This window comes from Streptomyces sp. DSM 42067 (assembly GCF_055792885.1).
The window spans coordinates 436407-462523 of sequence record NZ_CM147706.1 but is presented as its reverse complement, the minus strand read 5'-3'; the positions used below and the strand labels follow the sequence as shown (position 1 = coordinate 462523).

At 70.9% G+C, this 26117-nt stretch carries 29 protein-coding genes; 13 read left to right on the top strand and 16 right to left on the bottom strand.

Annotation, left to right across the window (positions count from 1 at the left end; all coding sequences use genetic code 11):
- Positions 1 to 44: 44 nt before the first annotated feature.
- Both ACSMXV_RS02445 and ACSMXV_RS02440 read left to right on the top strand, forming a co-directional pair.
- Positions 45 to 1502 carry a class I adenylate-forming enzyme family protein gene (locus tag ACSMXV_RS02445; RefSeq protein WP_473176042.1) on the top strand — a complete coding sequence of 486 codons (1458 nt, stop codon included), beginning with the start codon at positions 45 to 47 and terminating at the stop codon, positions 1500 to 1502.
- Positions 1495 to 2661 carry a thiolase family protein gene (locus ACSMXV_RS02440; protein WP_473176041.1) on the top strand — a complete coding sequence of 389 codons (1167 nt, stop codon included), beginning with the start codon at positions 1495 to 1497 and terminating at the stop codon, positions 2659 to 2661. Before ACSMXV_RS02445 ends, ACSMXV_RS02440 begins: the two co-directional genes overlap by 8 nt.
- Positions 2662 to 2738: 77 nt before the next feature.
- Here ACSMXV_RS02440 and ACSMXV_RS02435 read toward each other — a convergent pair whose 3' ends face one another.
- Together ACSMXV_RS02435 and ACSMXV_RS02430 are read right to left on the bottom strand one after the other, a co-directional pair.
- Positions 2739 to 3629, bottom strand: a complete 891-nt coding sequence (locus ACSMXV_RS02435; protein WP_473176040.1) for an acyl-CoA thioesterase — start codon at positions 3627 to 3629, stop codon at positions 2739 to 2741.
- Positions 3630 to 3705: 76 nt separating this feature from the next.
- Positions 3706 to 4383, bottom strand: a complete 678-nt coding sequence (locus ACSMXV_RS02430; protein WP_473176039.1) for a TetR/AcrR family transcriptional regulator — start codon at positions 4381 to 4383, stop codon at positions 3706 to 3708.
- A 130-nt stretch (positions 4384 to 4513) separates the two neighbouring features.
- Between ACSMXV_RS02430 and ACSMXV_RS02425 the strand changes: the two genes are divergently transcribed.
- Complete coding sequence (locus tag ACSMXV_RS02425; protein WP_473176038.1) at positions 4514 to 4735, top strand: hypothetical protein; 222 nt, start codon at positions 4514 to 4516, stop codon at positions 4733 to 4735.
- Positions 4736 to 4744: 9 nt separating this feature from the next.
- Positions 4745 to 5527 (top strand): enoyl-CoA hydratase, encoded by a 783-nt coding sequence (locus tag ACSMXV_RS02420; RefSeq protein ID WP_473176037.1) that lies wholly within the window; start codon positions 4745 to 4747, stop codon positions 5525 to 5527.
- A 98-nt stretch (positions 5528 to 5625) separates the two neighbouring features.
- On the opposite strand, the gene ACSMXV_RS02415 is transcribed toward ACSMXV_RS02420, so the two are convergent.
- The 3 genes from ACSMXV_RS02415 to ACSMXV_RS02405 are packed head-to-tail and all read right to left on the bottom strand — an operon-like array spanning position 5626 to position 7935.
- Positions 5626 to 6429 carry an acyl-CoA dehydrogenase family protein gene (locus ACSMXV_RS02415; RefSeq protein WP_473176036.1) on the bottom strand — a complete coding sequence of 268 codons (804 nt, stop codon included), beginning with the start codon at positions 6427 to 6429 and terminating at the stop codon, positions 5626 to 5628.
- Between the two features lie 7 nt (positions 6430 to 6436).
- Complete coding sequence (locus ACSMXV_RS02410; protein ID WP_473176035.1) at positions 6437 to 7525, bottom strand: acyl-CoA dehydrogenase family protein; 1089 nt, start codon at positions 7523 to 7525, stop codon at positions 6437 to 6439.
- The gene (locus tag ACSMXV_RS02405; protein ID WP_473176034.1) at positions 7522 to 7935 is read right to left on the bottom strand and encodes a nuclear transport factor 2 family protein; all 414 of its coding nucleotides are present in this window, start codon (positions 7933 to 7935) and stop codon (positions 7522 to 7524) included. The genes ACSMXV_RS02410 and ACSMXV_RS02405 overlap by 4 nt, the downstream gene beginning before the upstream one ends.
- A gap of 287 nt (positions 7936 to 8222) precedes the next feature.
- Between ACSMXV_RS02405 and ACSMXV_RS02400 the strand changes: the two genes are divergently transcribed.
- The 3 genes from ACSMXV_RS02400 (at position 8223) to ACSMXV_RS02390 (ending at position 10764) form a co-directional block, all read left to right on the top strand.
- Positions 8223 to 8543, top strand: coding sequence for a hypothetical protein (locus tag ACSMXV_RS02400; RefSeq protein WP_473176033.1), 321 nt, complete (start codon positions 8223 to 8225; stop codon positions 8541 to 8543).
- An 11-nt stretch (positions 8544 to 8554) separates the two neighbouring features.
- Positions 8555 to 9853 carry an amidohydrolase family protein gene (locus ACSMXV_RS02395; RefSeq protein WP_473176032.1) on the top strand — a complete coding sequence of 433 codons (1299 nt, stop codon included), beginning with the start codon at positions 8555 to 8557 and terminating at the stop codon, positions 9851 to 9853.
- Positions 9854 to 9996: 143 nt separating this feature from the next.
- The gene (locus ACSMXV_RS02390) at positions 9997 to 10764 is read left to right on the top strand and encodes an SDR family NAD(P)-dependent oxidoreductase (protein ID WP_473176031.1); all 768 of its coding nucleotides are present in this window, start codon (positions 9997 to 9999) and stop codon (positions 10762 to 10764) included.
- Between the two features lie 71 nt (positions 10765 to 10835).
- Here ACSMXV_RS02390 and ACSMXV_RS02385 read toward each other — a convergent pair whose 3' ends face one another.
- The 9 genes from ACSMXV_RS02385 to ACSMXV_RS02345 form a co-directional block, all read right to left on the bottom strand.
- Positions 10836 to 12281: an aldehyde dehydrogenase family protein gene (locus ACSMXV_RS02385; RefSeq protein WP_473176030.1), complete on the bottom strand. Its 1446-nt coding sequence runs from the start codon at positions 12279 to 12281 to the stop codon at positions 10836 to 10838.
- Positions 12282 to 12376: 95 nt separating this feature from the next.
- Positions 12377 to 13198: an NAD(P)-dependent oxidoreductase gene (locus tag ACSMXV_RS02380; RefSeq protein ID WP_473176029.1), complete on the bottom strand. Its 822-nt coding sequence runs from the start codon at positions 13196 to 13198 to the stop codon at positions 12377 to 12379.
- Positions 13199 to 13253: 55 nt separating this feature from the next.
- Positions 13254 to 13772 (bottom strand): DoxX family protein, encoded by a 519-nt coding sequence (locus tag ACSMXV_RS02375; protein WP_473176028.1) that lies wholly within the window; start codon positions 13770 to 13772, stop codon positions 13254 to 13256.
- Positions 13769 to 14713, bottom strand: a complete 945-nt coding sequence (locus ACSMXV_RS02370) for an alpha/beta fold hydrolase (RefSeq protein WP_473176027.1) — start codon at positions 14711 to 14713, stop codon at positions 13769 to 13771. The genes ACSMXV_RS02375 and ACSMXV_RS02370 overlap by 4 nt, the downstream gene beginning before the upstream one ends.
- Positions 14710 to 16380: a thiolase C-terminal domain-containing protein gene (locus tag ACSMXV_RS02365; RefSeq protein ID WP_473176026.1), complete on the bottom strand. Its 1671-nt coding sequence runs from the start codon at positions 16378 to 16380 to the stop codon at positions 14710 to 14712. The genes ACSMXV_RS02370 and ACSMXV_RS02365 overlap by 4 nt, the downstream gene beginning before the upstream one ends.
- Before the next feature lie 123 nt (positions 16381 to 16503).
- Positions 16504 to 17874 carry a cytochrome P450 gene (locus ACSMXV_RS02360; protein WP_473176025.1) on the bottom strand — a complete coding sequence of 457 codons (1371 nt, stop codon included), beginning with the start codon at positions 17872 to 17874 and terminating at the stop codon, positions 16504 to 16506.
- Positions 17875 to 17981: 107 nt separating this feature from the next.
- Positions 17982 to 18182 carry a ferredoxin gene (locus ACSMXV_RS02355; protein ID WP_181865246.1) on the bottom strand — a complete coding sequence of 67 codons (201 nt, stop codon included), beginning with the start codon at positions 18180 to 18182 and terminating at the stop codon, positions 17982 to 17984.
- Between the two features lie 56 nt (positions 18183 to 18238).
- Positions 18239 to 19099 carry a mycofactocin-coupled SDR family oxidoreductase gene (locus ACSMXV_RS02350; protein WP_473176024.1) on the bottom strand — a complete coding sequence of 287 codons (861 nt, stop codon included), beginning with the start codon at positions 19097 to 19099 and terminating at the stop codon, positions 18239 to 18241.
- Between the two features lie 124 nt (positions 19100 to 19223).
- Positions 19224 to 20048 (bottom strand): NAD(P)-dependent oxidoreductase, encoded by an 825-nt coding sequence (locus tag ACSMXV_RS02345; RefSeq protein ID WP_473176023.1) that lies wholly within the window; start codon positions 20046 to 20048, stop codon positions 19224 to 19226.
- 369 nt (positions 20049 to 20417) lie between these two features.
- Here ACSMXV_RS02345 and ACSMXV_RS02340 point away from each other — a divergent pair, with 369 nt between their 5' ends.
- The 6 genes from ACSMXV_RS02340 to ACSMXV_RS02315 all read left to right on the top strand — a co-directional run bounded on the left by ACSMXV_RS02340 (position 20418) and on the right by ACSMXV_RS02315 (position 24984).
- Positions 20418 to 21842, top strand: a complete 1425-nt coding sequence (locus ACSMXV_RS02340) for an aldehyde dehydrogenase family protein (protein ID WP_473176022.1) — start codon at positions 20418 to 20420, stop codon at positions 21840 to 21842.
- 37 nt (positions 21843 to 21879) lie between these two features.
- On the top strand, positions 21880 to 22278 hold the full coding sequence (locus ACSMXV_RS02335; protein ID WP_473176021.1) for a carboxymuconolactone decarboxylase family protein: 399 nt from the start codon (positions 21880 to 21882) through the stop codon (positions 22276 to 22278).
- The gene (locus ACSMXV_RS02330) at positions 22275 to 23135 is read left to right on the top strand and encodes an NAD(P)-dependent oxidoreductase (protein WP_473176020.1); all 861 of its coding nucleotides are present in this window, start codon (positions 22275 to 22277) and stop codon (positions 23133 to 23135) included. The genes ACSMXV_RS02335 and ACSMXV_RS02330 overlap by 4 nt, the downstream gene beginning before the upstream one ends.
- 20 nt (positions 23136 to 23155) lie before the next feature.
- Complete coding sequence (locus tag ACSMXV_RS02325) at positions 23156 to 23779, top strand: carboxymuconolactone decarboxylase family protein (protein ID WP_473176019.1); 624 nt, start codon at positions 23156 to 23158, stop codon at positions 23777 to 23779.
- A 93-nt stretch (positions 23780 to 23872) separates the two neighbouring features.
- The gene (locus ACSMXV_RS02320; RefSeq protein WP_473176018.1) at positions 23873 to 24607 is read left to right on the top strand and encodes a TetR/AcrR family transcriptional regulator; all 735 of its coding nucleotides are present in this window, start codon (positions 23873 to 23875) and stop codon (positions 24605 to 24607) included.
- A 71-nt stretch (positions 24608 to 24678) separates the two neighbouring features.
- Positions 24679 to 24984, top strand: a complete 306-nt coding sequence (locus ACSMXV_RS02315) for a DUF1330 domain-containing protein (RefSeq protein WP_473176017.1) — start codon at positions 24679 to 24681, stop codon at positions 24982 to 24984.
- A 59-nt stretch (positions 24985 to 25043) separates the two neighbouring features.
- Here ACSMXV_RS02315 and ACSMXV_RS02310 read toward each other — a convergent pair whose 3' ends face one another.
- The gene (locus ACSMXV_RS02310; RefSeq protein ID WP_181658804.1) at positions 25044 to 25400 is read right to left on the bottom strand and encodes a hypothetical protein; all 357 of its coding nucleotides are present in this window, start codon (positions 25398 to 25400) and stop codon (positions 25044 to 25046) included.
- On the bottom strand, positions 25397 to 26104 hold the full coding sequence (locus tag ACSMXV_RS02305) for an ABC transporter ATP-binding protein (protein WP_473176016.1): 708 nt from the start codon (positions 26102 to 26104) through the stop codon (positions 25397 to 25399). The genes ACSMXV_RS02310 and ACSMXV_RS02305 overlap by 4 nt, the downstream gene beginning before the upstream one ends.
- Positions 26105 to 26117 lie beyond the last annotated feature (13 nt).

Below are 26117 nucleotides of genomic sequence, written 5' to 3'. Positions count from 1 at the left end.
CACTCTTGAAAGTCCCGCTCTTCCAGCATGAGAATAGCACTCTCATGAATATCACGATGATTCTCGAGATGGCTGCTTCGGGCGGCGAGCGGGCGGCCGTGACGGGTGGCGGCCGTTCGCTGACGGCCGCCGAACTCCAGGGACTTGCGCGCCGCGCCGCCGGGCGCTTCCGTGAGGCGCCCGCCGTCCTCTACCGGGGGGTCAACCACCTCGCCTATCCCGTGGCGCTGTTCGGAGCGGCCCTGGTCGGCGTCCCCTTCGTGCCGCTCAACTACCGCCTGGGAAGCGACCAGTTGGAGGAGATCGAGGAGCGGCATCCCGGGGCTCTGGTCCTGGGACCCGACGACCTCGACGACTTGCTGGCCGCCCCGACGGAGTCGGACCCCGGCCCGGAGCAGGAAGCGCCATGGGACCAGGACGCCGTCGCCGTCATCCTCTACACCAGCGGTACGACCGCCGCGCCGAAAGCGGCCCTCCTGCGCCACAAGCACCTGCTCGCCTATGTGCTGAACACCCTGGAGTTCGCCTCGGCCGCGGACGGCGACGCGGCGCTGGTGGCGGTTCCGCCCTACCACGTCGCCGGGCTGACCAACCTGCTGTCCAACCTCTACACGGGCCGCCGCGTCGTCTACATGCCCGCGTTCGACGCGGAGGAGTGGCTCGACACCGTGCGCGCGGAGCGCGTCACCCACGCGATGCTGGTGCCGACCATGCTGGCCCGCATCGTCGACCGCGTGCCCGACGGCGGCGACGCCGGCACGCCCACCCTGCGCAGCCTCGCCTACGGCGGCGCCCGCACCCCGAGGACCGTCGTCGAGAAGGCGCTGCGCGCCTTCCCGGCCACCGACTTCGTCAACGCCTACGGGCTCACCGAGACCGCCTCCTCGATCGCCGTCCTCGGACCCGAGGACCACCGCGCCGCCGTCGCCTCCGACGACCCGGCGGTCCGGGACCGGCTCACCTCCGTGGGGCGCGCCCTGCCCGGCGTCGCGATCGCCGTGCGCACGGAGGAGGGCAAGCCCTGCGAAGCAGGCGAGACCGGCCTGGTGTTCGTGCGCGGGGAGCAGATCTCCGGCGAGTACCGGGGGCGCAGCGCCCTGGACGCCGACGGCTGGTTCCCCACCCGGGACCGGGGCCGCCTGGACGCGGAGGGCTATCTCTTCATCGAGGGGCGCGCCGACGACACCATCATCCGCGGCGGCGAGAACATCGCTCCCGCCGAGATCGAGGACGTCCTCCTCGCCCATCCCGGCGTCATGGAGGCGGCCGTCGTCGGCGTACCGGACGAGGAGTGGGGGCAGCGGATCGTCGCGGTCCTCGTCGGCGACGGGGACCCGGACGAGATCCGGCAGTGGGCCAAGGCCCGACTGCGCACCTCCAAGACCCCCGACGCCATCGTCTTCCGCCCCGAACTGCCGCGTACCGACACCGGAAAGCTGCTGCGCCGCGCCCTCCTCGCCGAGCTGGACACCCTGGATTCCCTGGAGACCACCCATGCCTGAAGCGCCTGAAGCCGTCATCGTGTCCGCCCTGCGCACCCCCGTCGGTACCGCCTTCAAGGGAACGCTGCGCGACACCACCGCCTACGACTTGGCAGACCTCGTCGTCCGGTCCGCAGCCGAGCGCCTCGCCGGACTGGGCATCGAGCCGGATCGCATCGACGACGTCGTCCTCGGCGAGGGCCTGTACGGTGGCGGCGTCATCGCCCGCCACGCCGCGATCACCGCGGGCCTGACCTCCGTACCTGGGCTGGCCCACAACCGGCACTGCGCCGCCGGGCTCGCCGCCGTCCAGTCCGCCGCCGCCTCCGTGCGTGCCGGGATGGACGAGGTCGTCGTCGCCGGCGGCGTCAACTCCGCCTCCACCGCGCCCAGGTCGCGCTTCCGGGTGGCCGGTGAGTGGACGGACCAATGGATGCCGCCCACCCACCCGGAGCGGCCGGACGCCCCCAACCTCGACATGTCGATCACAGTCGGCTGGAACGCCGCCGTCCAGGCCGGCGTCAGCCGGGAGGAGATGGACGCCTGGGCGCTGCGCTCGCACCGCAACGCCGTACGCGCCATCGACGAGGGCCGCTTCGACGCGGAGACCGTACCCGTCGACACGCCGTACGGCCCGTTCCGGATCGACGAACACCCGCGCCGCGACACGTCGTTGGAGAAGCTGGCCGCGCTCAAACCACTGCACCCGGAGATCGAGGGGTTCAGCATCACGGCGGGCAACGCCGCGGGCGGCAATGACGGCGCCGCCGTCCTGGCCGTCGCCAGCGACCGGCTGGGCCTGCCCGCCCTGGCCACCGTGCGCTCCTGGGCATCCGTCGGCGTCGACCCCGCCGACACCGGGCTCGCCCCCGTCCAGGCGATCCCCAAGGCCCTCGCCCGCGCCGGTCTTTCGACCGGAGACGTCGACCTCTACGAGATCAACGAAGCCTTCGCCTCCATGTGCGTCGCGACCGTGCGCCTCCTCGACCTCGACCCGGACAGGGTCAATGTCAACGGCAGCGGCTGCTCCCTCGGCCACCCGGTGGCCGCCACCGGCGGCCGCATGCTCGTCACGCTCGTGCACGAGCTGCGGCGCCGCGGGGGCGGGATCGGCGTCGCGTCGATGTGCGCGGGCGGTGGGATGGGATCGGCCTTGGTGATCGAGGTGGCTGCGCCGTGAGGCTGACCGAGCGCTTCTGACGACCTGCTCGGACTGCGGGGGCACCCACGGGGGGTGCCCCCGCCTCGTCGGCCAGGCTACGAGGAGGGCTGCTCTGCCGGGCGGTCTGCCGGACGAAAACGCAGCAGGGCCTCTTGTGCGTACGACGCGACGAGGGAGCCGTCGGCGGTGAGCACGTCACCGCGGCCGTGGCAGCGGCCGTGCGCCACGAGCGGAGAGTGCTGGCGGAGCAGCAGCCACTCGTCGGTACGGAAGGGCCGGTGGAACCACACGGTGTGCGAGGTGACCGCTGAGGTGAAAGCCTTTCCGGCGTCCTGCTGGCTGACTCCCTCGAGCGGGCGGAGCGCCGTGCCGATGAGGGTCAGGTCCGTGGCGTACGCGAGCAGGGCGGGGGCGAGGTGGGGGTCGGCTTCCGGCGTGCGCATCCACAGGTCGAGTTCCGGCGGCTGCGCCGCAGGGGCGTCGAGATCGGCGGACGCCCGCGTTTCCCATGGCAGCAGATCGAGCTCCACCCGGTGCTCCGGGGGCAGGGGAGCGGCCACGGGGGCCACGGTCTGGTGGTCGGGTCCGTCCTCGTCGGCATGCATCGACACCGACGCCGTGGCCACCACGCCCGACCGCTGCCGGGCGACGATCGTCCAGGTGGCGAACGTGCCGCCCTCGTGCAGGCACTCTGCCTCATAGCGGACGGTCTCATCCGTACGGCCGGCGCGCGGGAACAGCACATGGAGGGACTTGACGGCCTTGTCGGGGCAGGCCAGTGTCGCGGCGCGGACGAACTGGGCCAGAAGCTGCCCGCCGAACAGTCGGTGGTAGCTCAGTTGCTGGTTGGGGCCTTCGAAGACCAGGCGGGCGGACTGAGGGCTCGGGGGCTGTACGCCCGCCCCACCCGTGCCCGGTTGTGGGGGCGGCGACGGAAGCGCACGCAGGCCGAGGCAGTCGAGAAGATCGCTCCAGAGGTCTGACATGCACCGAGTGTAAGAGAGTTCTTCGGATACGAGAATAGGATTCTCGCCTCGAGGCGGTCTGTGAACGGTATGCGCCTCAGTCGCGGGTGAACCCTCCGGAGCAGAACTCCCAGACCTCGTCGGAGGTCAGCGGGTGGGCGGTCGGGCTTTCCGTGGGTCCGCTGGACTGCGCCAGGAACATCGCTGTCTGCATCACCATCGCGGCTGCCCGGCGGGGTTTCAGGCCAGGGCGCAGCCCGCCGTCCGCCTCCACCTCCGTCATGAGGTCGCTGAGGACCGTGAGGACGGGCGCGTGCGCGACCTTCACCTCCTCGGGATGTGTCAGCAGCAACCGCGGGGCGAAGTCGGTGAACAGCGGGTGTGTCATCGCCGGGTTGGGCCGTGAGCCGTCGAAGAGCAGTCGTACGGCGGCCTCCAGTCGCGCCAACGGCGCGTCCGCTTCATCTGCTGCGGCCCTGATCTGGACGGCCGACCGGCTCAGGGCGTCCTCGAAGAGGGCGAGCAGCAGTTCGTGCTTGCCGTCGAAGTGCTGGTAGAAGCTGCGCAGCGACTGGCGGGAGCGGTCCACGACCTCCTGGACGGTGAAGTCCGTGGTGCCCTTGTCCGCCATGATCGCCTGCGCCGAGTCCAGGAAGCGCTGCACCCGCTGCTCGGCCCGCAGCTGCATCGTCCTCGTGGAACGCTCGACGGCGCGCTGCTTCCAGGTCGGTTCGCCGAGCGGTGGACCACCGGTGAGATCTGCCTTCTGTGTCATGTCGCGATGGTACTGCGTAGACGAGAGAAGCGTATTCATCCATGGCAGGCGAATGTCAGTGGATTGAGAGACTATCATTTCTCTGATCGAGAACGATATTATCGGCGTTGTCGCCAAGTAGGGGAGAGTCATGCGGCTGACCTTCGACGACGACGTCGAGGCCTTCCGGGCCGAGTTCGCGGCGTTCCTGACAGAGCACCTCCCCACCGAGACGGAGGCGACCGAACGCTCCCGGTCCACCGCCCACATCCCGGACTGGGCCCGGCGCTGGCAGCGGCTGCTGTTCGGCGGCACGTCCGAGATCCAGCGCACCATCATCGCCGAGCGCCTGCTCGGCCTGCCCCGACGCTGAGGAGCCGCCGTGACCATCCTGTACGAGGCGAAGGACCGCATCGCGACGATCACCCTGAACCGGCCCGAGGTCGCCAACGCCCAGAACGCCGAGCTCCTCGACGAGCTCGACGCGGCCTGGACGCGGGCCGCCGAGGACGATGACGTGAAGGTGATCGTGCTGCGCGCCGAGGGAAAGCACTTCTCCGCGGGGCATGACCTCAACGACCGCTGGCCGTCCCCCGACGAGATCACCCTGGAGTGGATCTACTCGGCGGAGAGCCGTCGCTATCTGGACTACACCCTGCACTGGCGGAACGTGCCGAAGCCGTCGATCGCCGCTGTCCAGGGCCGGTGTATCTCGGGTGGGCTGATGCTGTGCTGGCCGTGCGACCTGATCGTCGCCGCCGAGGACGCGCTGTTCTCCGACCCGGTGGCCATCATGGGGATCGGTGGCGTCGAATACCACGGCCATACCTGGGAGTTGGGGGCCCGTAAGGCCAAGGAGATCCTGTTCACCGGCCGCCCGCTCACCGCGGATGAGGCCGAACGCGTCGGCATGGTCAACAAGGTCGTGCCACGCGACCGACTCGACGACGAGGCACGGGCACTGGCGGAACGGATCGCGACGATGCCGTCCTTCGGGCTCCGCCAGGCCAAACGGGCCGTCAACCAGAGCCTGGACGTGCAGGGTTTCCACGCCGCGATCCAGTCCGTCTTCGACATCCACCAGACCGGGCACGGCAACGCCCTGAGCGTCACCGGCTACCCGATTCTCGCGAAGCTGGACGAGATGAAGCAGAAGCTGCGGTAGGGCGCGGAAGAGAGCGGGTGGGTCCGGACGGTGAGGGGGCGTCCGGGCCCACCACCCGTTGGGCAGCCAGGCGCCGGACCCTGCGATGCGCTGGTCCGTCAGAGCTGGGTCAGGCGCGGTGCCGAACCCTGCCGCAGCAGCAGCGCCCCCGCCTCGCGGGTCAGCTCGCGGGCGCTGCCGAGCAGGCCGTCCAGGACGTAGGCACGCCGCACATGGCGGTGCAGGTCGTGCTCGGCCGTGAAGCCGATGCCGCCGAGCACCTGCTGGCAGTGGCGGGCGGCCGTCAGCGCAGCCTGGCCGGCCGCCGCCTTCGCCAGCAGACAGCCGAGGTCGTCCTCGGCCGCTCGCAGGGTCGCCTCGGCGCCCTCGATGGCGACGAGGGTCTCGGCGAGCCGGTGCCGTACGGCCTGGAAGGAGGCCAGAGGGCGCCCGAACTGGACGCGGTCCACGGCGTGCGACCGGGCCAGGGACAGCATGGCCCGGCCGGTGCCGGCCAGCCACCAGCCCAGCGCTCGGCGGCCTTCGGCGAGGGGCACGGGGTTCCCGTCGGCCACCCGCTGCAACGGCAGTTCGCCGTCCAGGGACTCGCTGCCCGCGGACGTGTTCGCGCCGTCCGCTCGATCCCACAGGACCCAGGTTCCGCCCGCGTACGGCAGCGGGAGGGCGGTGCCTGTGGGGAGCCCGGACGCGTGCAGGACCACGTCATTGACCAACGGGGCATGGGCCCCCGTCTCGCCGAGCAGCCGGAACACGACGGGGACGGTCTCGTCGGGCATCTCGGTGAGCATCTCGGCCCAGCCCAGTTCCTTCAGTGCGGTGTCCAGGGCGCCGCCCGTGTGTGTCGCCATGGACTTGCGGAGGGTTTCGGCGAGCAGGTCCAGTTCGCCGGCGTCGACGGCCACGTGGCGGTCACTCCTTTCCCAGGTCGAGCAGGCGGCGGGCGATGATGTTCCGCTGGATCTCCGCGGTGCCGCCGTAGATGGTCGCCGCGCGCGAGTACAGGAACTCGGTGCGCCAGGGAGTGTCGTCCAGTTCGACGACCCCCGGCAGCAGGTCCCGTGCGGTGTCGAAGAGCCGCTGCTCGGCCGTGGCCAGGAGCACCTTGTCGACGGACGTCTCCGGGCCGAGCCTGGCGCCCTCGGCAAGGCGCCGCTGGGTCGCGTGGGAGCGGCACCGGACGGTGTGCAGCGCCAGGTAGGCGGCACCGACGGCATCCTCGTCCTGCACGCTCGTCTCCCCGATCAGCCGGTCGAGTCGCGTGTACAGGTGGGCGACACGGTGCCAGAAGCAGGTGGAGCGCTCGTGTGGCAGCAGGTCCATCGCCAGCTGCCAGCCGTCGCCGGGGCGGCCCAGCATCCGCTCGCCGGGCACGACCACCTCGTCGAAGAACACCTCGGCGAACTCGTCGACGCCGTGCATGGTGCGCAGCGGGCGGACGGTGATGCCGGGGGATTCCATGTCGACGAAGAACGCGGTGATCCCGGCATGGCCGGGTGCGGTGCGGGTGAGCAGGACGCAGCGCGAGGCGTACTGGGCGAGGCTCGTCCACACCTTCTGGCCCGTCACCACCCAGTGGTCGCCGCGCTGTTCGGCGCGTGTGGACAGCGAGGCGAGGTCGCTGCCGGAGCCGGGCTCGGAGAAGCCCTGGCACCACTGCTCGCGCCCGCCAAGCAGCAGCGGCACCATCTCGGCCGCCAGCTCCGGACGGGCGTACGAGATCATCGTCGGGGCCAGGACCTCGATCATCGAGTAGATGCCGGGCTCGGCCAGGCCGCGGGTTGCGACCTCCTCGCCGAGTACGGCACGCAGGACGGCGGGGCCGCCGAGGCCGCCGATCGAGGCGGGCCAGCCGTACCGCATCCACCCTGCCTCGTACAGCGCGCGGCGTACCCGCGAGAGCTGCTCGACGTGTGCGTCGAGGGTGTGGTCGGGTCCTGGCTGTAGGTCGTTCTCGTCGAGCCAGGCTGTCAGGCCCGCCCGGAACTCGGCGACATTCATGCGCTGTTGCGCTCGAAGGCGTGCGGACGGCCGGAGTCGTGCGCTCCGTTGCGGCGGATGAACGTCATCGCGCGGGTGCGCAGACGCCAGCCGTCCGGTGTGCGTACGTAGGTGTCGTTGTAGTAGCCGATGCGCATGTCGTGCGTGGCGTGGTCGACGAAGCACAGCGGCTGGGTTCCCGTCGCCGTGTCGCCGTCCAGCTCGATCACCGCCGTGGCGGTGAGGAACAGGCCCTTGGGAGCGGCCGCGACCAACGCCGGGAACTCGTCGAGGGGATACGTGTCGCCGAACGCGCTGTACGTCCCGTCGGAGGTGAAGACCTTGAGCAGGCCGTCGATGTCGCCCTTGGTGATGGTCACCGCGTAGCGGGCGAGCAACTGGTGGATCTCCATCAGGTCGTCAGTGGACACGGGTGATTCCGTCCTTCCCTACGACGCACGGGACGCCCCGCCGACAAGGCGGGCGCTCGGTTGATTCTCTGTATCGAGAACGATGTTTCCAGATGTGCGTTTCAGGGTTTCACGGAGGCGAGGCCGCGTCAACCGCCGTCGCGGCGGCTTGTGCAAGGTTCGCCGATTGTTCGGTACGAGTGGTTGATTGCCGTGTAGCGAGAAGCTAGTTTCCCTTTACTGAGAGGGTGACTTGGTGTCCATGGACCGTGCCCGGCCCGTGGGCGCCCGTCCGAAAGGAAATCGCCATGACGTCACCGGCCCAGGAACTGCGCCCCGGTCTCCAGCTGGCCAGCACCGTGTGCAGTACCCGGGTGATCGTCGTCCGTGCCCCGGCCGACCGCCGGCCGGCCATCACCTGCGGGGGCGGGCCGATGGTTCCGGCGCCTTCCGCCAGGCCCGCACCGCCACCCGGGGGCCCCGAGGCGGCCACGCTCATCGGAAAGCGCTACGTGGACGCAGGCGAGACGCTCGAGCTGCTCTGCACCTCCTCCGGTTCGGGATCGCTCAGCTGCGACGGCGTCCCGATGACCCTCAAGGCGGCCAAGGCGCTGCCCGCGTCCGACTGAAAGGGACCGACATGCAACGGGACGATCTGATCCTCATCAGCGTCGACGACCACATCATCGAGCCGCCCGACATGTTCGTGAACCATCTGCCGAAGAAGTACCGGGACGACGCGCCGCAGCTCGTCCACCGGGACGACGGCACCGATGTGTGGCAGTTCCGGGACACGGTGATCCCGAACGCGGCGCTCAACGCGGTCGCCGGGCGGCCCAAGGAGGAGTACGGGCTCGAGCCGCAGGGCCTGGACGAGATCCGGCCCGGCTGTTACGACGTGCACGAGCGCGTCAAGGACATGAACGCGGGCGGCATCCTCGCCTCGATGAACTTCCCGTCCTTCCCCGGCTTCGCTGCCCGCCTGTTCGCCACCGAGGACCCCGACTTCTCGCTCGCGCTGGTGCGGGCGTACAACGACTGGCACATCGACGAGTGGTGCGCGGCCTACCCCGGCCGGTTCATCCCGATGGCGCTGCCCGCCATCTGGGACGCCGAGCTGTGCGCTCAGGAGGTGCGCCGGGTCGCCGCCAAGGGCTGCCACTCGCTGACCTTCACCGAGAACCCGGCCGTGATGGGCTACCCGAGCTTCCACGACCCGTACTGGAATCCGCTGTGGCGGGCGCTGTGCGACACGAACACTGTGCTGTCGGTGCACATCGGATCCTCGGGGCGGATCGCGGTCCCGGCTGTCGACTCGCCGCCCGACGTGATGATCACCCTCCAGCCGATGAACATCGTCTCGGCGGCGGCCGACCTGCTGTGGTCGCGTCCGGTGAAGGACTACCCGGACCTCAAGATCGCGCTGTCGGAGGGCGGCACCGGCTGGATCCCGTACTTCCTGGAGCGCGTCGACCGCACCTTCGAGATGCACGCGACGTGGACCCTCCAGGACTTCGGCGGGAAGCTGCCCAGCGAGGTGTTCCGCGAGCACTTCCTGACCTGCTTCATCAGCGACCCGCTGGGCGTGAAGCTCCGTCACGAGATCGGCATCGACAACATCTGCTGGGAGGCCGACTACCCGCACAGCGACTCGATGTGGCCGGGGGCCCCCGAGGAACTCGGCGAGGTCCTGGAGCGGTTCGAGGTGCCGGACGAGGACACCAACAAGATGACCCACGAGAACGCCATGCGCTGGTACTCCTTCGACCCGTTCGCCCACGTGCCGCGCGAGCAGGCCACCGTGGGGGCACTGCGGCGCGCCGTGGCCGGGCACGACGTCAGCATCCAGTCCCGCAGTAAGCGCGTGATCGAGCCGTCCGAGAAGCTGGAGGCGTTCCGGTCGCGTGCGCGGGCGGCCGTGGCGGCTGCCAAGAAGTAGGTCCTCTGCCCAGCGCCTTGGGGCCTGGGAGGCTCCTCGGCGCGGGAGAGGACACAGCAAGGCGCAGTCAGTGCCGCCGCCGTCCGGGCGGCGGCACTTCACGGTCGGGCCCGCCCTTCATGAGTTCAAGCAGGAGGTATGTCATGGCGAATCACGCCGCGCCGTTCGATCTCACGGGGCGCTCGGCGCTGGTCACGGGAGCGGCCGGCGGGATCGGCGCCGCCGTGGCGAAGGCACTCGCCCGCGCGGGCGCCGCAGTACTGGTCACCGACATCGACGCCACGGCCGCAGCCGCAACGGCCCAGCATGTCCGCGCCGACGGGGGCAAGGCCGACAGCACCGGCCTCGACGTACGCGACCGGGCGGCGGCCGACGACGCGGCGGCCCAGGCGGCTGCGCTCGGCGGCGGGACACTGCACATCCTCGTCAACAACGCGGGCGTGACGGCGCCGGCCATGTTCCCCGACCTCGAGGAGGAGCACGTCCGGCGCGTCATCGACATCCACGTCATGGGTGCGTTCCACTGCGCGCAGGCCGCCCTGCCCCACCTGCCGGCCGACGGCACGGGACGCATCATCAACGTCACCTCGTCCGCCGGCATCACGGGCACGCTCGGCCAGGTCAACTACTCCGCGGCCAAGGCCGCCATCGTCGGTCTGACGAAGTCCCTCGCCCGCGAACTGGCGCGCAAGCAGATCCTCGTGAACGCGCTCGCGCCGCTGGCCGCCACGCCCATGACGGAGACCATCCGCACCAACGAGAAGTTCGCCGCGCCGATGCTCGCGCGCATCCCGCTGGGACGCTGGGCGGCCCCCGAGGAGGTGGCCGGAGCGTTCGTGTTCCTCGCGTCGGACGCCGCGTCGTTCATCACCGGACAGGTGCTGCCCGTGGACGGCGGCCTGGTGATGTGACGGCATCGCGGCGCCCAACGAAGGGGCGGCCTGCCGAGACCTCGTCTCAGCAGGCCGCCCCTTCATCGGGCCTACGCCACCACCGTCGCGAACGTCTTCGACTCCAGGAACTCCTCCAGCCCGGCGACGCCGCTCTCCCGGCCGATGCCCGACTGCCGGTAGCCGCCGAACGGAGCGTCGGGCGCGAAGTAGTTGCCGCCGTTGATGCTGAACGTCCCGCTGCGGATGCGGCGCGCCACCGCGAGGGCCCGCTCCTGGTCGCGGCTCTGCACGCCGCCCGACAGCCCGTAGACCGAGTTGTTGGCGATGCGCACCGCGTCGTCGTCGTCCTCGAACGGGATGACCGCGAGGACCGGGCCGAACACCTCCTCCTGGGCGATCTCGCTGTCCGGGTCGACCCCCGCCAGCAGCGTCGGCGTGTAGAAGAAGCCGGGGTTCACGCGCTCGCCGCCGGTCACCAGCTTCGCGCCCGCGGCGACGGCGCGCTGCACCATGCCGTCCACCTTGTCGCGCTGCCGTTCGCTGATCAGGGGGCCCATGTACGTCTTGGGATCTGACGGGTCGCCGTGGCGGACACGGCCGAAGTGCTGCGCGACCTGCTCCACGACGGCGTCGTGGTGCTCGCGAGGCACGAGGAGCCGGGAGGTGAGCGCGCATCCCTGGCCCGCGTGTGTGCAGATCATGTACGCGGCGAGCATGGAGGCGGCGGCGAGGTCGGCGTCGTCCAGGAGGATCATGGCGGACTTTCCGCCCAGTTCCAGGAAGACCTTCTTCACCGTCTCGCTCGCGGCGGCCATGATGCGGCGCCCTGTCGCGGTCGAGCCGGTGAAGCTGACCATGTCGACGTCGCGGTGCGTCGTCAGCACCTCGCCGACCGCTGCCTCCGACGAGGACAGAACGTTGACCACGCCGGGCGGAATGTCGGTGTGCTCGGCGATGAGTTGGCCGAGTGCGAGGGTGATCAGCGGGGTGTCGGGAGCGGCCTTGAGGACGACCGTGCAACCGGCGGCGAGCGCGGGGGCGAGCTTGGCCAGTGCCAGCTGGTTGGGGTAGTTGTACGGCAGGATCGCCGCGACGACGCCGACGGGCTCCTTCTCCACCCAGCGGTGGTGGCGCTGCCCGCGCGAGTCGATCTCGCCGAGGTCGACCGTGAACGGGTGCGTACGCAGCAGATCGGCGTTGTACCGGACGATGTTGATGGGGTCGTCGAGCTGCGCGCTGTGAGTGAGGGCGCGGGTCGCGCCGACCTCGGCGATCGTCAGCTCGCGCAGCTCTTCCTTGTGGTCGTTCAGCGCCTGATAGAGCTGGTCGAGGCACCGGATGCGGAAGTCCTTGTCCGTCGCCCATGTGGTCGTGTCGAAGGCACGGCGGGCGGCCGCGACGGCGGCCTCGGCATCGGCGGGTGTCGCGTCGGGCGCCCGACCGAGGACTTCGCCCGTGGCCGGGTTGAGGCTTTCGTAGGTCCGTGGCGCGTCGAGGAGCTGACCGTCGATCAGCAGTTTCCCGTTGACAGGCATCCCGCCTCCTGCATCGCTGAAGTCATATTCTCTGATGTGGAAATCTGCTTACGCCTAGGGCGTGCGGCCTCGTGGATGCGTCCGCCGCAGGCGCGTCACCGGGGGTGGTCCATCTCCTCCAGCGCGGCGTCGGCGGCCGCGAGCACGGTGCCCCCGCCCTCACCGGCGGCGCCGGTGAGCTGCGCCAGGAGGCGTACGTCCTTGCGCAGCAGCCGACCGGCGTACGGAGCCATCGCCTCCAGTGAGCCGCCGTGCCCGGCGATCCGGCCCAGCGCGTAGCTGGCGCCGCTGCCGTGCCCGACGGCTTCGGCGAGAGCCCGCGGATCGACGCCCAGTTCGCGGCCGAGGGCGAGCGTGTCGGCTGCGGTCGCCAGATTGGCGGTCATCAGCACGTTGTTGAGGAGCTTGGCGACCTGCCCGGACCCCAGCGGGCCGAGGTGCACCACGGGGTCGCCGAAGCTCTCGAAGACTGGGCGGCAGTACCGCACGGTGCCGGACTCGCCCCCCACCATCACCAGCAGCCGCCCCTCCGCCGCGGCCGGCGCGCCTCCGCTCACCGGCGCGTCCACCACCTGGACGTCCTGTGCCGCGGCGCGCGCCTCGAGCCGCCTGCAGGTGCCGGGATGGATCGTGCTGTGCACGGCGATGACGCCGCCGCGGCGCAGCCCGGCGAGGACACCCCGCTCGCCCAGGACGACCTCCTCCACGTCCGCGTCGTCGACGACGCACACGCACACGATGTCGCTGGCCGCGGCGAGTTCGGCCGGTGAGGCGGCCGCCTTGGCCGGGGTGCCCTCGAACGGTACGAGGGTGGCGGGGCGGCGGGCCCACAGCGTCACCGGATGACCCGCCTCGATGATCCGGCGGGCCATGGGGGCGCCCTGGCTGCCCAGGCCGATGAATCCGACGTGCGTCACGGGGCCTCCTGGTCCGAGGGTGCGTGTCGTGGTGCTTGCGTGCGGGCCACGGCCGTCATGCGGCTTCGTCCGCGGAGGTGGGGCGCTCGGGGCGCCAGAACAGGGCGAGGAGTCCCGCCGTCGCGGCCACGGCGACCCCGAGCGCGATGCCGCCGCCGGCCCACCCGGTCACCTCGATGTCGCCCGCTGCGTCAATCGACAGGCTGCCCGGGCCGAGCATGGCCAGCGCCAGGGACGCCACGGCGAGCACGAGGACGTACTCGTAGCCGTCCTTGAAGACGAAGAAGCCGTTGCTCCGGTGCGCGAGGAGCCCCGCGACCAGCATCACCGAGATCACGGCGGCGCAGGCCAGCGGTGTCGCCAGCCCGAGCAGGAGCAGCACACCGGCGCCGATCTCCGTCACGACGCTCATCCACGCCTGCAGCCGCCCGTACTTGAGGCCCAGTCCGGAGAACCAACGGGCGGTGCCCTCGATGCGGCCGCCGCCCCGCCAGTGGTTCACACCGTGCACGATCATGGTGATGCCGAGGACGGCCCGCACCAGCAGCACGGCGACCGCGTCGACGCCCGTCATCGCGTCCTCCCTTGCTCGCGCCGCACCACGCACTCCTCGACGAACGACAGCACCTTCAGGTGGTAGGCCAGGGCCGCGAGACCGAGGCTCAGGTTGTGGCCGCTCTCCGCCTGCTCGTTGACGCTCACGCGCGGCGACGCGGTGAACAGCGAGGCGATCTCGGCCAGCGCCGCGGGCCCGGACCGCCACACCGTCTCGTGGTCGCCGAGGCTGATCTGCACAGGGATCCGCAACCGTGCCGCCAGCTCGGGGTACTCGGTCCTCCAGGGCCGGTCCTCCGTCTCGTACGGGGGAGAGGGCGAGGAGATCGCGGCGCCCCGGTACACATCGGGTGCGTACAGCCGGCTCGGTCCCCACAGCACGGCGCGCCGGCCGCGGGCGGGCCTGGCATCCCCGCCCGCCTCCTCATCGGTCCTGTCCAGGACCTGCTTCGCGTGCGCGTCGAGCTCCCGTCCGAACCCGCCGATCGCCAGGCCGAGAAAGTCCCGCCCCCGCTCGTCGGCGGCCATCCTCACCGCCAGCTCACACCCTGCCGAGTGCGCCAGCAGGAACACCCCGGCGCCGCGCGACCGGCCTGCCAGCAGCTCCTCGACCGCCGCATGGCCGAGGTCCACGCGGCGCGCGGTGTCGGTGACCTTCGCCGCGTAGTCGGCCGAGGCGCCGTACCCCGGGCGGTCGAGTGCGACGACGGTGAACCCGAGCGCGGCTCCGGTCCGCAGCAGCGACAGCCGCGGATGGCCTGGGCAGTCGAAGTACGTCGACGTGGTGCCGCCGCCGTGCAGGGCCACGATCACGGCGTGGGGCCGGGGCGCCTCGCACACCAGCGCCGACAGGGGAATGCCGTCGACGTCGACGACGCGCGGCACGACGGGACTGCCGTGCGCGTACGGCGGATCGTCCGCCTCGGCCTCCGCCGCGTGTTCGGTGTCGCTGTAGGTCACGTGTCCGTCCTGAGGAGAAGTACGCCGCTGGGGGTGAGGCCGCCCGAACTGACCACGGCGACCCGGGCGTCGGCCACTTGGCGTTCCCCGCCCTCGCCGCGCAGCTGGACGACGGCCTCGTGCATCAGGCCCATGCCGTGAGTGCGCCCGTGGGACAGCTGGCCGCCGTGGGTGTTGAGCGGCAGTACGCCGTCGCGGGCGATGTTCTTGCCCCCGTCGAGGAAGTCCCCGGCCTCGCCGATGCCGCAGAAGCCGAGCGCCTCGATCCACGACAGGCAGTTGAAGGTGAAGCCGTCGTACAGCAGGGCCACATCGACGTCGGAGGGCCGCAGCGATGTCCGCGTCCACAGATGGGCTGCCTGCCCGAGCACCTGCGGCTCGTGTGTCGGCGTGCTCTGGTCCCACTCCAGACGCTCGATGATCTGCGTGCCGACGGCCTCCACGAGCACCGGAGGCTTGGCCAGGTCCCGTGCGGCGTCGACGGCCGACACGATGACGGCGACGGCACCGTCGCACGGCACGTCGCAGTCGTACAGCCCGAACGGTGTCGTGATCGTCCGCGCCGACAGGTAGTCGTCCATGGTCATCGGATCGCGGTAGATCGCCGTCGGGTTCAGGGCCGCGTTGGCCCGCTGGTTGAGGGCGATCCAGCCGAGGGTCTCGCGGGTGGTGCCGTACCGGTGGAAGTGGCGATGCGCGCCCTGCGCGAGCACGTGCGCGGCGGACGTGGCGCCGAACGGCATCCGCCAGGCGTGGGTCCCGTCCACCCGACCGGGCGCGGCCTGGGGCAGCTTGCCGCGGCGGGCCAGATCCGCGTGCGTGGCCTCCCACAGTGTGCGGAAGCACAGCACATGCCGGGCCAGACCGCCCGCCACCGCCAGCATCGCCGCGATCACCGAACCGCCAGGACCGAAGGTCTCACCGCCGCCGTTGTACCAGGTCGGCCGGATGCCCAGGGCCGACTCGAGCGCGGTGACGCCGCCCTCGGCGAAGCCGCCGAACGCACCGGCCCCCGGATAGGTCGACAGGCCGTCGATGTCGTCGAGCGTCAGACCGGCGTCCGCGACGGCCCTTTCGCACGCCTCGATCGTCAGCGACAGCGGCGAGCGCATGAGCCGGCGCCCGAGCTCGGAGGCTCCGATGCCGGTGAGCGCGGCCTTCTCCTCGAACTTCTCGGTACGCACCGGCGGCCGCACCAGACGCGGATACTTGTCCGGTTCCACCTCGTCCGGCGGCAGTTCGGCGGGCTCCGGCTGGTCGGCCGCGGGGCGGAACAGGGGCAGCCACACATCCTCGATGTGCTCGAAGACGACCTCCATCCGCATGCCGAGGCTCAGTTGCCCGGGCTCGCACTCGACGAGGTTGGTCGTGAGCCGGACCCGCGGGTCCTCGTCGATCGCCACCTGCGCCACGACGTACGGGGCGGGAAGTCCGGGCAGGCTGAACCGCTCGTTGACGGTGAAGCCGACGAGCGTGCCGTACCCGGAGACCTCCCGCACACGGAAGTCGTGCCCCCGGCAGTGGCGGCACACCGGCTGCGGCGGGTGGACCAGGGACGTGCAGGACTCGCACTCCTGGAAGCGCAGACGGCCGTCCGACCCGGACGTCCAGAAGAACTCGCTCTCCTCGGTCAGCAGAGGCAGGGGACGCCCCGAAGGCTTGGCCACAGGATCTCCTCACAGACGGTTCTCGCGGATCAACGGGTGGTAGATGCCCCGCACGTGGCCGTCCGCGCCCGGGACGGCCACGTGCGACGTGTGAACGACGGCGCGCTCAGCGGAGGATCGCCGTCAACGCGGGATGTCGGCCCGCGTCGTGCGCACCGTGACGGGCTCGGCGAGCCGCTGCTCGTCACAGACCTTCTGGAGGGTCTCCAGGGTCTCGTCGAGGCCGGGGCCGAGCCGCTTGCCGGGCGTGAACGTCGCCGGCAGCTTGCGCATGCCCTGGATGACGCCGATCGTCTCGTAGTGGACGGTGCCCTCGGGATCGCACCGGTAGTCCGGCATACGGTCGAGGACCTGGAGCAGCATCCGCTTGAACGCAGTACGGGCCACGTTCGAGCCGATGCAGCGGTGGATGCCGAGGCCGAAGCTGTTGTGCCGGTTGCCCTTGCGGTCCAGATCGACCGTGTGCGGTTCGGGGAACACCGAGGGGTCCCGGTTGGCCATCGCCCAGGACAGCCACACCCGGTCGCCCTCCTTGAACTCCGTGCCCGCGAGCTCGCAGTCGGCGGAGACGGTACGGCCGTCCCCCGGTGCCGGGGTGTAGAAGCGCAGGAACTCCTCCGTCGCCGAGTCGAGCAGCGTGTCCCGCTCGCGGCTGAGGCGGTCCCGCTCGCCGGGGTTCTCCGACAGCCACTCCAGGGCGTGCGCGGTGAGCGCCGTCGTGGTGTCGAAGCCGCCGCCGATGAGCAGTGCCAGGACGCCGAGGAGTTCGTCGTCCGGTGGTGTCTGGCCGTTGATCTCGGCGTGCACCAGGGCGTCCACCAGGCCGGGCCGGGGGTTCTTGCGGACGTCCGCCAACTGGCCGGCCAGGTCGCGCATCATCGCGATGTGCATCTCGATGACCCGGGGCATCTCCGGTGAGTCGGGCCGGGTGTAGACGCCCGCGTGCGCGGGCTCGTTGTAGATCGTCCAGTTCCTGAGCGGGATGCCCATCATGGCCAGGGTGAAGACGGCGGGCACGACGTTCGCGAGGTCGTCGATGAAGTCGATGCTGCCCTGCTCGAACTTCTCGTCGATACAGGCCCGTGCCACCTCGTCGAGGAACGGGATCCAGCGCTGGATGGCGGCGGGGGAGAGGTAGGGGTTGAGGGCCTGCCGGTAGTGCCGCTGCTCGGGCGGGTCCATCTCGAGGAACCCGCCCCGCATGCCCTTCCCACGTTTCGCATAGGGGATGTTGATGCCCTGGTAGCCGCGGCGTTCGCCCTTCACGTCGTGGTCGTTGGAGAGGTACTCCGCGGACCGTGCGATCTCGAACAGCTCGCGGTTGCCGCTGACGACCCAGTGGCCGCCGTGCGTCTCCGACCACGCCACCGGACAGCGGCCCTGCATCTCCTCGGTGATCTCCACGAACCGCTCCCGGTAACCGGGGGCATGGCGATCGAAGTCGTACCGGTTGCTCTTGCGCTCCTCGCCTTGCGGGGCGCCCTGTGCGCTCACGGTCTGGTCCTCCCTGTGTCGGGGTGGCGGAGAGCGGGCTGACGCCCCGCCGGTCAGTGCTCGCTGATCAGTGCGTGCTGATCAGTGCTCGCCTGAGTGCTCGCCGGTCAGTGCTCGTCGATGAGGGAGATGGCCCGCTCGGGACAGGAGCGGACCGCTTCGGCGACCAGTTCCTCCTGGTCTGCCGGGACGTCCTCGCTGATGGGGCTCGAGTGCCCGTCGACGTCGTCGAGCTGGAAGACCTTTGGGGCGATCATGGCGCAGAGGGTGTGCCCCTGACACCGCTCGGGGTCGACGTGGACCTTCATCTGTACTGCCTCCCTGCCGGGCTCGGATGTCCGTCGGATGTGCGTCGGTGTCCGGATCAGCGGCGCCAGTCGTACCACTTGAGATAGCCGCCGGCGTCCACGCGCAGCTGCACGCCGGTCACGTAGCGGGCCTCGTCCGACGCGAGAAACAGAACGGCGTTGCTGATGTCGATCGGTTCGACGTACGGAATGGGCATCGCCTGCTGCACCGCGAACCCGGGCTCGGCGTCCTCCCGCGTCGGGTTCTCGAGGTCGGGGCGGAACGACTTGTACATCGGCGGGCTTTGCAGCATCTGCGTGTTGCAGTTCGTCGGGTGTACGACGTTGGCCCGCTGCTTCAACGGGGCGAGGTTCCGGGCGAGTTCGTGGACGTACTCCGACAGGGCGCGCTTGGCGAAGGCGTAGCCGGCGCCGCCGGGGTTCGCGCCCGGCGTCTCGACGATCCCGTGGTCCATCAGCGCCGCCGTCGAGCCGGTCGCGATGACGGAGGCACCTTCGCGCAGGTGCGGCAGGGAGGCCTGGATCGCGTTGATCGTGCCGATCAGGTCGACATCGATCGCGTCACACCACGCCTGGAGCCGCGGCTCTCCGTGCAGCGGGGCGATACCGGCCTGCGCCACCACGATGTCCAGACCGCCCAGCTCGGCGACGCCGCGCTCCACCGCGTCGCGCATCTCGTCGATACGGCGGACATCGGCCTGCAGTGCGACGATGCGCCGGCCCTGCTCCTCGACCAGGCGGACCGTCTCCTTGAGATCGTCCGGCCCTGCCATCGGGTAGTTCACCGTCTCGTAGTCGCGGCACAGGTCGACCGCGATGATGTCGGCGCCCTCCTCGGCAAGCCGTACGGCGTGGCTGCGGCCCTGACCGCGCGCCGCGCCCGTGACGAACGCGACCTTGCCCTCAACACGTCCCATCGCTGGCGTCCCCTTGTCCTCGAAGTCTTCGTCGTCTTCGGCTGGTCGGTGCTGTCTTGCTTGTCGTTCCTGTCCTGCTGGGTCATGGGGTGCCATCCGCTCACCGAGTGGATACGGACGGCGATCAGCCCGCGCCCGAGGGACCGCTGTCGCCCACGCTGTGGGGTCCGATCACCGGGGCCAAGGCGCCCAGATCGGTGCCGAGTTCGGCAGCGACCTGCCGGACGACTTCGACGTCCTTGTCGACGAACTCACGTACCGCCTCGGCGAACCGTGCCACCGAGCCCCTTGCCGCGACACCCGTGAGGGCGCGGCTGGTGGCGCTCCCGTGAGGCAGCGCGTCCAGCAGGACCGCTTCGTCGACGCCCAGCCGCCGCCCGAGCCGGATCGCGTCGGTGAGCAGGCCGATGTGGGCCGCGAACAGTGCGTTGTTCACGAGCTTCACGCGCTGGCCGGCGCCCAGTGGGCCGACGTGCAGCACCGGGTCGGCGTACCGGCCGAGGACGGGCCGCAGGCGTGCCACGGCGTCCTCGTCACCGCCGACGAAAACGGTGACCCGTCCGGCCGCGATGTCGTGAGGGCCGCCGCTGACCGGCGCGTCGACCACCTGGATGCGGCGTGCCGCGGCGCGGGCGGCGACCGCCTCGACGGTCCGCGGGCTGCCGGTGGTGTGCACGACGACGGCGGCGCCCTCCGGCAGTACGTCGAGCAGGGCACTGCCGAGGCATACCTCGCGCACCTGCTCGTCGGTGTACACGCAGACCAGCACCGCATCGGCCCCGTCGGCGACGTCCTCGACACAGCCGCCCACCAGGGCACTCTCGGCCGCGAGTGCCCGCCGCCGCTCGGGCGACCGGCCCAGTACGCGGACCTCGTGCCCGCCCGCGACGAGCCGGCGCACCATGGGCAGTCCCATGCGTCCGGCCCCGACGAACCCCAGCCGTTTCATGTGAGCAGGCGATCCGCGATGGCCGGGCCGATCCCGGCGCCGCCCGCGGTGACCTCGACGCCCAGGTGTGGGCTCAGCGCTTTCGTCCGGATCACAAGAATCTCCCTCCCGGCGACGAGAATCGTAATCTCGTATTTTGCGAGCGCGGAAGCCCCGTGCGAGCACTTTCTCGCGGGCGCGGCCGGGGGCTGCGTCGCCTGCGCCTCTGCCTCACACCTTGGCGGGCAGCTCATTGCCCACGATGTTGGAGAACCGTATTCTCGTTAGGCGGTATCGCCAATGTCGACGGATCGTGTCGCGGCACAGGCCGCCAGCGTCAACTGAACGACGGACAGTCATCGGCGTCAACGGAGAAGTGGACCATCTGACATGACGACCCGCCACGACCACTGGATCGGCGGCAAGGCGGTGGAGCCCGCAAACGGCGCCTACCTGCCCACCCTCGACCCCACGACCAGGCAGCCGGGCGACGAGGCTGCCGCAGGCTCCGCCCCCGACGTGGACCGCGCCGTCGCCGCCGCGGCGGCCGCGCAGCCCGACTGGGCGCGGCGCCCCGCCGCCGAGCGGTCGGAACTGCTCCACCACGTCGCCGACGCCATCGAGACGCACGCCGAAGAGCTGATGGACCTGGAGCGCGCCTGCACCGGAAAGGTCCCCGCGCAACTCCGCCTGGAGGCCGACATGTCGGCCTCCTACTTCCGCTACTACGCCGGAGTGCTCCGCGCGCATCACGGCCGCACCATCGACCAGGGCGCCGGAACGCTCACGTACACGCGGCTCGAGCCGTACGGTGTCGTCGCCGCCATCACGCCCTGGAACCTGCCGTTGAACCAGGCGTGCCGGGCGCTCGCCCCCGCCCTCGCCGTCGGCAACACGGTCGTCGCCAAACCGTCGGAACTGACACCTGCCTCCACGCTGCGCCTCGCCCGCCTCGCCACCGAGGCCGGCCTGCCCGACGGTGTGCTGAACGCCGTCTCCGGCACGGGCCGCGACGCCGGCACGCCCCTGGCGATCCATCCGGCCGTGCGGCGCGTCGTGTTCACCGGGTCCGTGCCCGTGGGACGCCACCTGGCGACCGTCGCCGCCGACCGGCTCATCCCCATGACCCTGGAACTCGGCGGCAAGTCACCGCTCGTGGTGTTCGCCGACGCCGACCTCGACCGGGCCGTCGCCGCGGCCGTCTCCACCGTCGCCGCCAACACCGGACAGGTGTGCTCGGCCACCACCCGCCTGCTCGTCGAGGCGTCCGTCCACGACGAGGTGGTCTCCCGCGTGGCCGAGGCCGCCGAACGCCTCAGGCCCGGCGTCGACTTCGGGCCGATTATCACCGAGGCGCAGTTCCAGAAGGTCCTCGACCATTTCGCTCAGGCGCATGCCGCGGGCGCCGTACCCGTGTGCGGAGGCGCCCCGTACGACAGCGGACCCGCCGCACGCGGCCTCTACGTACGCCCGACCGTCTACGCCGGAGTCAGCCCCGACCTGCGGATCACCCGCGAGGAGATCTTCGGCCCGGTGCTGGTCACGATGCCGTTCGCCGACGAGGCCGAGGCGCTCGCGCTCGCCAACGACACCGAGTACGGCCTCGTGGCCGCCGTCTGGAGCGGCGACGCCGCCCGCGGGCTGCGCCTCGCCGAGCGCATCGACGCAGGGCAGGTGGCCGTGAACGGCGGCCCGCTCACCATCGAGACGCCGTTCGGCGGGTTCAAGCAGAGCGGCTACGGCAGGGAGAAGGGCCTTGAGGCACTCCACGAGTACGCCCAGACCAAGACCGTCAGCATCTCGCTGCGCTCCTGAACCGCGTACCGATACCGACCCGACTCAAGGAGAGTCCGTGGCAGACACCGAAGAGCTGGACGCGGCCCGCGCCATGCGCCGGGCCATGCTCGGCGACGCCTACGTCGACAGCGTCACCGCAGACCCGGAGACCGTCGCCGCCGAATTCCAGGACTACGTCACCTCGATGGCCTGGGGGGTGTGGGCCCGAGGCGGCGCCCTCAGTCCCCGCGACCGCAGCCTGCTGGTGCTGGCGATGACGGCCGCCCTGGGGCGGATGGACGAGTTCCGCCTCCACGCCGGCGCCACACCGCAGACCGGCGTCACCGACGAGGAACTCGACGAACTGCTCTTCCAGGTCGCCGCCTACTGCGGAGCACCGGCGGGCGTGTCAGCCCGGCGGGCCCTGAAGGACGTACGGGCGGCGGCACGGCAGGACGCGAAGGAAGGGGCATGAGCATGGGCACGATCGGCTTCGTCGGGCTCGGCAACATGGGCAGCGCCCTCGCGACGAACCTTGTCCAGCGCGGATTCGGACTCGCCGCCTACGACGCCGCGGGCGCGGCCGTCATTCCCGGAGGAGCGGCACCCGCCCGTGACGTGGCCGAGGTGGCGCGCAGGGCGGACACAGTAGTACTCAGCCTTCCGGACGGAGCGGCCTCCGAGCAGGTCGCGTACGAGATCGCCACCGCTGCCGGGCGTCGTGCCGCACACGTCGTCGACACCTCGACGATCGGCGTCGCCGCCGCGCAGAGGGTGGCCGAGCTCCTCGCCAAGGAGGGGATCGGTTACGTGGACGCGCCGGTGTCCGGCGGCGTCGCGGGCGCCCGCGCGCGTACCCTCACCGTCATGTACGCGGGCTCCGACGAGGCCTGCGCCCGCATGGAGCCGGTCCTCGCGGGCCTGAGCGACCGGCGCCGCAGGGTCGGCGACCGGCCCGGGCTCGCCCAGGCGCTGAAGCTCGCCAACAACTTCCTGTCCGCGACCGCGCTCGCCGCGACCAGCGAGGCGATCGCCTTCGGCTGTTCGGTAGGCCTCGACATGGGCACGATGCTGGAGGTGCTGAACGCGTCGAGCGGCCGCAGCGCCGCCACCGAGGACAAGTTCCCCCACCACGTCCTGACCGGCCGCTACGCGTCGGGCTTCGCCAATTCGCTGATGTCGAAGGACGTGGGCCTTTATCTGCAGGCGGTGGGGGAGGAGGGTGGACCGGCGGAGATCGGGGCGCTGGTCGCCGCGCTGTGGGAGCGGTTCGCGGAGGCGGAGCCCGGCGCGGACTTCACCCGCATCCACCCCTTCGTGCAAGGCACATGACCGCAAAGAGAGGCCTTCGCATGGCGACACCCACCACAGGAACAGACACCTCCGGAGCTCCCGGAACATCCGACGGGCCACGTATCCGGCCGCTCGCCCCCAAGCAGTGGCCCGCCGAGATGCGCCAGGCCCTTGCCGCACTGCGGCCGCCGCACCCCCGCCACCCGATACTCGGGCGCCGTCCCGACCGCCCGAAGGGCCTCAACATCCTCGGCACCCTCGCCCACCATCCCGCGCTCACGCAGGCGTTCCACACCTTCAACGGACACGTGCTGTTCGCGTCCACCCTCACCGTCCGCCAGCGTGAGCTGCTGGTCCTCCGCGTCGCGGCGGTGCGTGAGGCCACGTACGAGTGGGCGCAGCACGTCGTGCTCGCTCGGGACGCGGGCATCGCCGACGAGGAGATCGAGCGGGTCGCGAAGGGACCGGACGCGTCCGGCTGGACGCCACTGGAACGGGCCATGGTCCGCGCCGTCGACGAACTGCTCGCCGACGCGAAGCTCGGGGACGCCACCTGGCAGGAACTGGCCGGCGCGCTCGACGAACAGCAGCTGATGGACCTGATCTTCACGGTGGGCGCGTACGACGTGCTGGCGATGGTCTTCCGGTCCTTCGAGATCGAGTTGGACGACGACCTCGTGTGACCACGCCTGGAGAATCTTATTTTCGCAGAAGCGGCCGCGTGTGATGGTCATCCAGAGATCGCCGCTCTCGGCTTTGTGAGGTAGGCTTGCCAGGTGGCAGCGGAACATTCATCAGTCGAGTCCGAAGCGACTCAGGCCCCCACCACCACCAGCTGGCGCGAACTGGCTGTGGCCCGGTCGGTCGATCCCGCCCGGGTGCGGGCCGAGAAGCGAGTGCAGCGATTCCTCGATGCCGCGCTCGAGTTGATGAGCGGCGATTCCGGCAAGGACTTCACCGTCCAGGAGGTCGTCAAGAAGTCCGGCCAGTCGCTGCGCAGCTTCTACCAGTACTTCACCGGAAAGCACGAGCTGCTGCTCGCGCTCTTCGAGGAGTCGGTGCACAGCACGGCACGGCGTCTCCAGGAGGCGATCGCCGATGAGGACGACGCCCTTGAGCGCCTGCGGCACTTCACGGTCGAGTACTACCTGCTGTGCCGGCCCCTGCCCGACGACAGCTCCGAGCGCAAGACGGCCATCCTCGGCATGGCCGAGTTCGCCCAGCAGCTCCTCACCGAGCACCCGAAGGAGGCGGCGCGGGCCTTCGCCCCCATGTTCACCCTCCTGCACCGCCTCCTCGACGAGGCGGCTGCCCAGGGCGCCATCCGTAGCGGTCTCGACCACCGGGCGATCGCGGGCACCATGCTCCAGGCCATCAGTTTCAACTCGTTCGCCGTGACCATCAGCGGTTCACCGGTGCGCTCGGACGGCAGCGACGCCGAGGCGCTGTGGGATCTGGTCCTGCACGGCCTGGCGGCCGGCACGCCGAAGCGGAAGCGTTCCGCGCGCTGACACGCCCGCGGGCGACGCGGTTCGAGGCGGTCCACGGCACCATCACGGCAAGCTGACGAAGGAGAGCACCGATGCCCAAGGGCTACGTCGTCTTCACCGAGGCCATCAAGGACCCGGCCGGTATGGCCGCCTACGGCCGGGTCGCCACGGAGTCGCTGGCCGAGAGCGGCGGCCGCGTGATCGCCGTCGACTCGCAGCCGGAAGTCCTCGAAGGCGAATGGCACGGCCACCAGACCGTCGTCCTCGAGTTCGAGTCGGTGGAGGCGGCCCGCGCCTGGTACGAGTCCGCCGCGTACGAGAAGGCGAAGCCGCTGCGGCACGCCGCGGCCGACACCAACGCCGTCATCGTGTCCGGCTTCGCACCGCGCCAGGCCTGACAGCAAGCTGACCGTGACCGTGGTGTGTGCCCACTGCACCCACCACGGTCACGCCATGCTCAGCCGCGCCCCTTCTGCGCGTCGATCAGTCGCTCCGCGAGCGCATCGAGGTCGTACGACTGGCGGGCCAGCCAGAAGCGCAGGAAGCCCGTCAGCGAATAGCGCAGGAACAGCGCGCCACCGACGACTCCGGCGCCGACCCCGCACAGTCCCAGCGTGATCGCGTCGCGCTGCTCGAGCGGATCGGTGGTGCTGTGGGCGAGCAGGTACGCCGACACGCACAGGACGAGGGCGAGCACCATCAGCGTGCCGCCCAGGCGCAGCCACAGGGCGGCCCGTCCGGCGGCCGGGTCGGGGATCTTCAGCTCCGCCAGTTCACGGACGAAGCGGTCCGCGCGGGGCTCGGTCGTGGTCATGTGGGGCTCCCCAGGTAGAGGGCGGACAAGGCGGTGCGGAATCCGCTGTCGGGCCGGCCCTGCCGCTCGATGCGGCCGCGCACCAGGACGGCCGCATGGTCGGCGATGCCGAGGACGGCCGCCGCGAACTGCTCTACGACCAGAACCGCCACACCGTGCCGGGCGATCTCGGCGACCTGCTCGTAGAGGTTGGCGACGACCAACGGGGCCAGTCCCATGGACAGTTCGTCCAGCAGCAGCACGGCGGGGTCGGTGGCCAGGCCGCGGGCGAGGGCGAGCATCTGCTGCTCGCCGCCGGACAGGGTGCCCGCGGCCTGCGAGGCGCGCTCGGCGAGGATCGGGAACCTGGCGAACGCGACCTCCTCGATCTCCTCGCGGCTGCGGCCTGTGAAGGTCATCATCAGGAGGTTGTCGCGGACCGACAGGTTCGGGAAGATCCCGCGCCCCTCGGGGATCAGGCACACCCCCGCCCGGGCGAGGTCCTGAGGGCCGACGCCGGTCACATCCCGGCCGCCCATCAGAAGCCGGCCGGACGCGGCCGGGTGGACGCCCGCCGCGACGCGCAGGGTGGTCGTCTTGCCGGCGCCGTTCGGGCCGAGCAGCGCCACCACCTGCCCGGCTGCGACGCTCAGGTCCACCCCGTGCAGGACCGTGATTCCTTCGTGGGCGGCGCGGATACCGCTCAGTTGGAGAAGCGCACTCACGTATCCCCCAGAC

Coding starts and splice junctions, on each gene's coding strand:
- ACSMXV_RS02445 (WP_473176042.1), top strand. CDS start 45: ATGAATATCACGATGATTCTCGAGATGGCTGCTTCGGGCGGCGAGCGG.
- ACSMXV_RS02440 (WP_473176041.1), top strand. CDS start 1,495: ATGCCTGAAGCGCCTGAAGCCGTCATCGTGTCCGCCCTGCGCACCCCC.
- ACSMXV_RS02435 (WP_473176040.1), bottom strand. CDS start 3,629: ATGTCAGACCTCTGGAGCGATCTTCTCGACTGCCTCGGCCTGCGTGCG.
- ACSMXV_RS02430 (WP_473176039.1), bottom strand. CDS start 4,383: ATGACACAGAAGGCAGATCTCACCGGTGGTCCACCGCTCGGCGAACCG.
- ACSMXV_RS02425 (WP_473176038.1), top strand. CDS start 4,514: ATGCGGCTGACCTTCGACGACGACGTCGAGGCCTTCCGGGCCGAGTTC.
- ACSMXV_RS02410 (WP_473176035.1), bottom strand. CDS start 7,525: ATGAATGTCGCCGAGTTCCGGGCGGGCCTGACAGCCTGGCTCGACGAG.
- ACSMXV_RS02400 (WP_473176033.1), top strand. CDS start 8,223: ATGACGTCACCGGCCCAGGAACTGCGCCCCGGTCTCCAGCTGGCCAGC.
- ACSMXV_RS02395 (WP_473176032.1), top strand. CDS start 8,555: ATGCAACGGGACGATCTGATCCTCATCAGCGTCGACGACCACATCATC.
- ACSMXV_RS02390 (WP_473176031.1), top strand. CDS start 9,997: ATGGCGAATCACGCCGCGCCGTTCGATCTCACGGGGCGCTCGGCGCTG.
- ACSMXV_RS02385 (WP_473176030.1), bottom strand. CDS start 12,281: ATGCCTGTCAACGGGAAACTGCTGATCGACGGTCAGCTCCTCGACGCG.
- ACSMXV_RS02375 (WP_473176028.1), bottom strand. CDS start 13,772: ATGACGGGCGTCGACGCGGTCGCCGTGCTGCTGGTGCGGGCCGTCCTC.
- ACSMXV_RS02355 (WP_181865246.1), bottom strand. CDS start 18,182: ATGAAGGTCCACGTCGACCCCGAGCGGTGTCAGGGGCACACCCTCTGC.
- ACSMXV_RS02350 (WP_473176024.1), bottom strand. CDS start 19,099: ATGGGACGTGTTGAGGGCAAGGTCGCGTTCGTCACGGGCGCGGCGCGC.
- ACSMXV_RS02345 (WP_473176023.1), bottom strand. CDS start 20,048: ATGAAACGGCTGGGGTTCGTCGGGGCCGGACGCATGGGACTGCCCATG.
- ACSMXV_RS02340 (WP_473176022.1), top strand. CDS start 20,418: ATGACGACCCGCCACGACCACTGGATCGGCGGCAAGGCGGTGGAGCCC.
- ACSMXV_RS02330 (WP_473176020.1), top strand. CDS start 22,275: ATGAGCATGGGCACGATCGGCTTCGTCGGGCTCGGCAACATGGGCAGC.
- ACSMXV_RS02325 (WP_473176019.1), top strand. CDS start 23,156: ATGGCGACACCCACCACAGGAACAGACACCTCCGGAGCTCCCGGAACA.
- ACSMXV_RS02315 (WP_473176017.1), top strand. CDS start 24,679: ATGCCCAAGGGCTACGTCGTCTTCACCGAGGCCATCAAGGACCCGGCC.
- ACSMXV_RS02310 (WP_181658804.1), bottom strand. CDS start 25,400: ATGACCACGACCGAGCCCCGCGCGGACCGCTTCGTCCGTGAACTGGCG.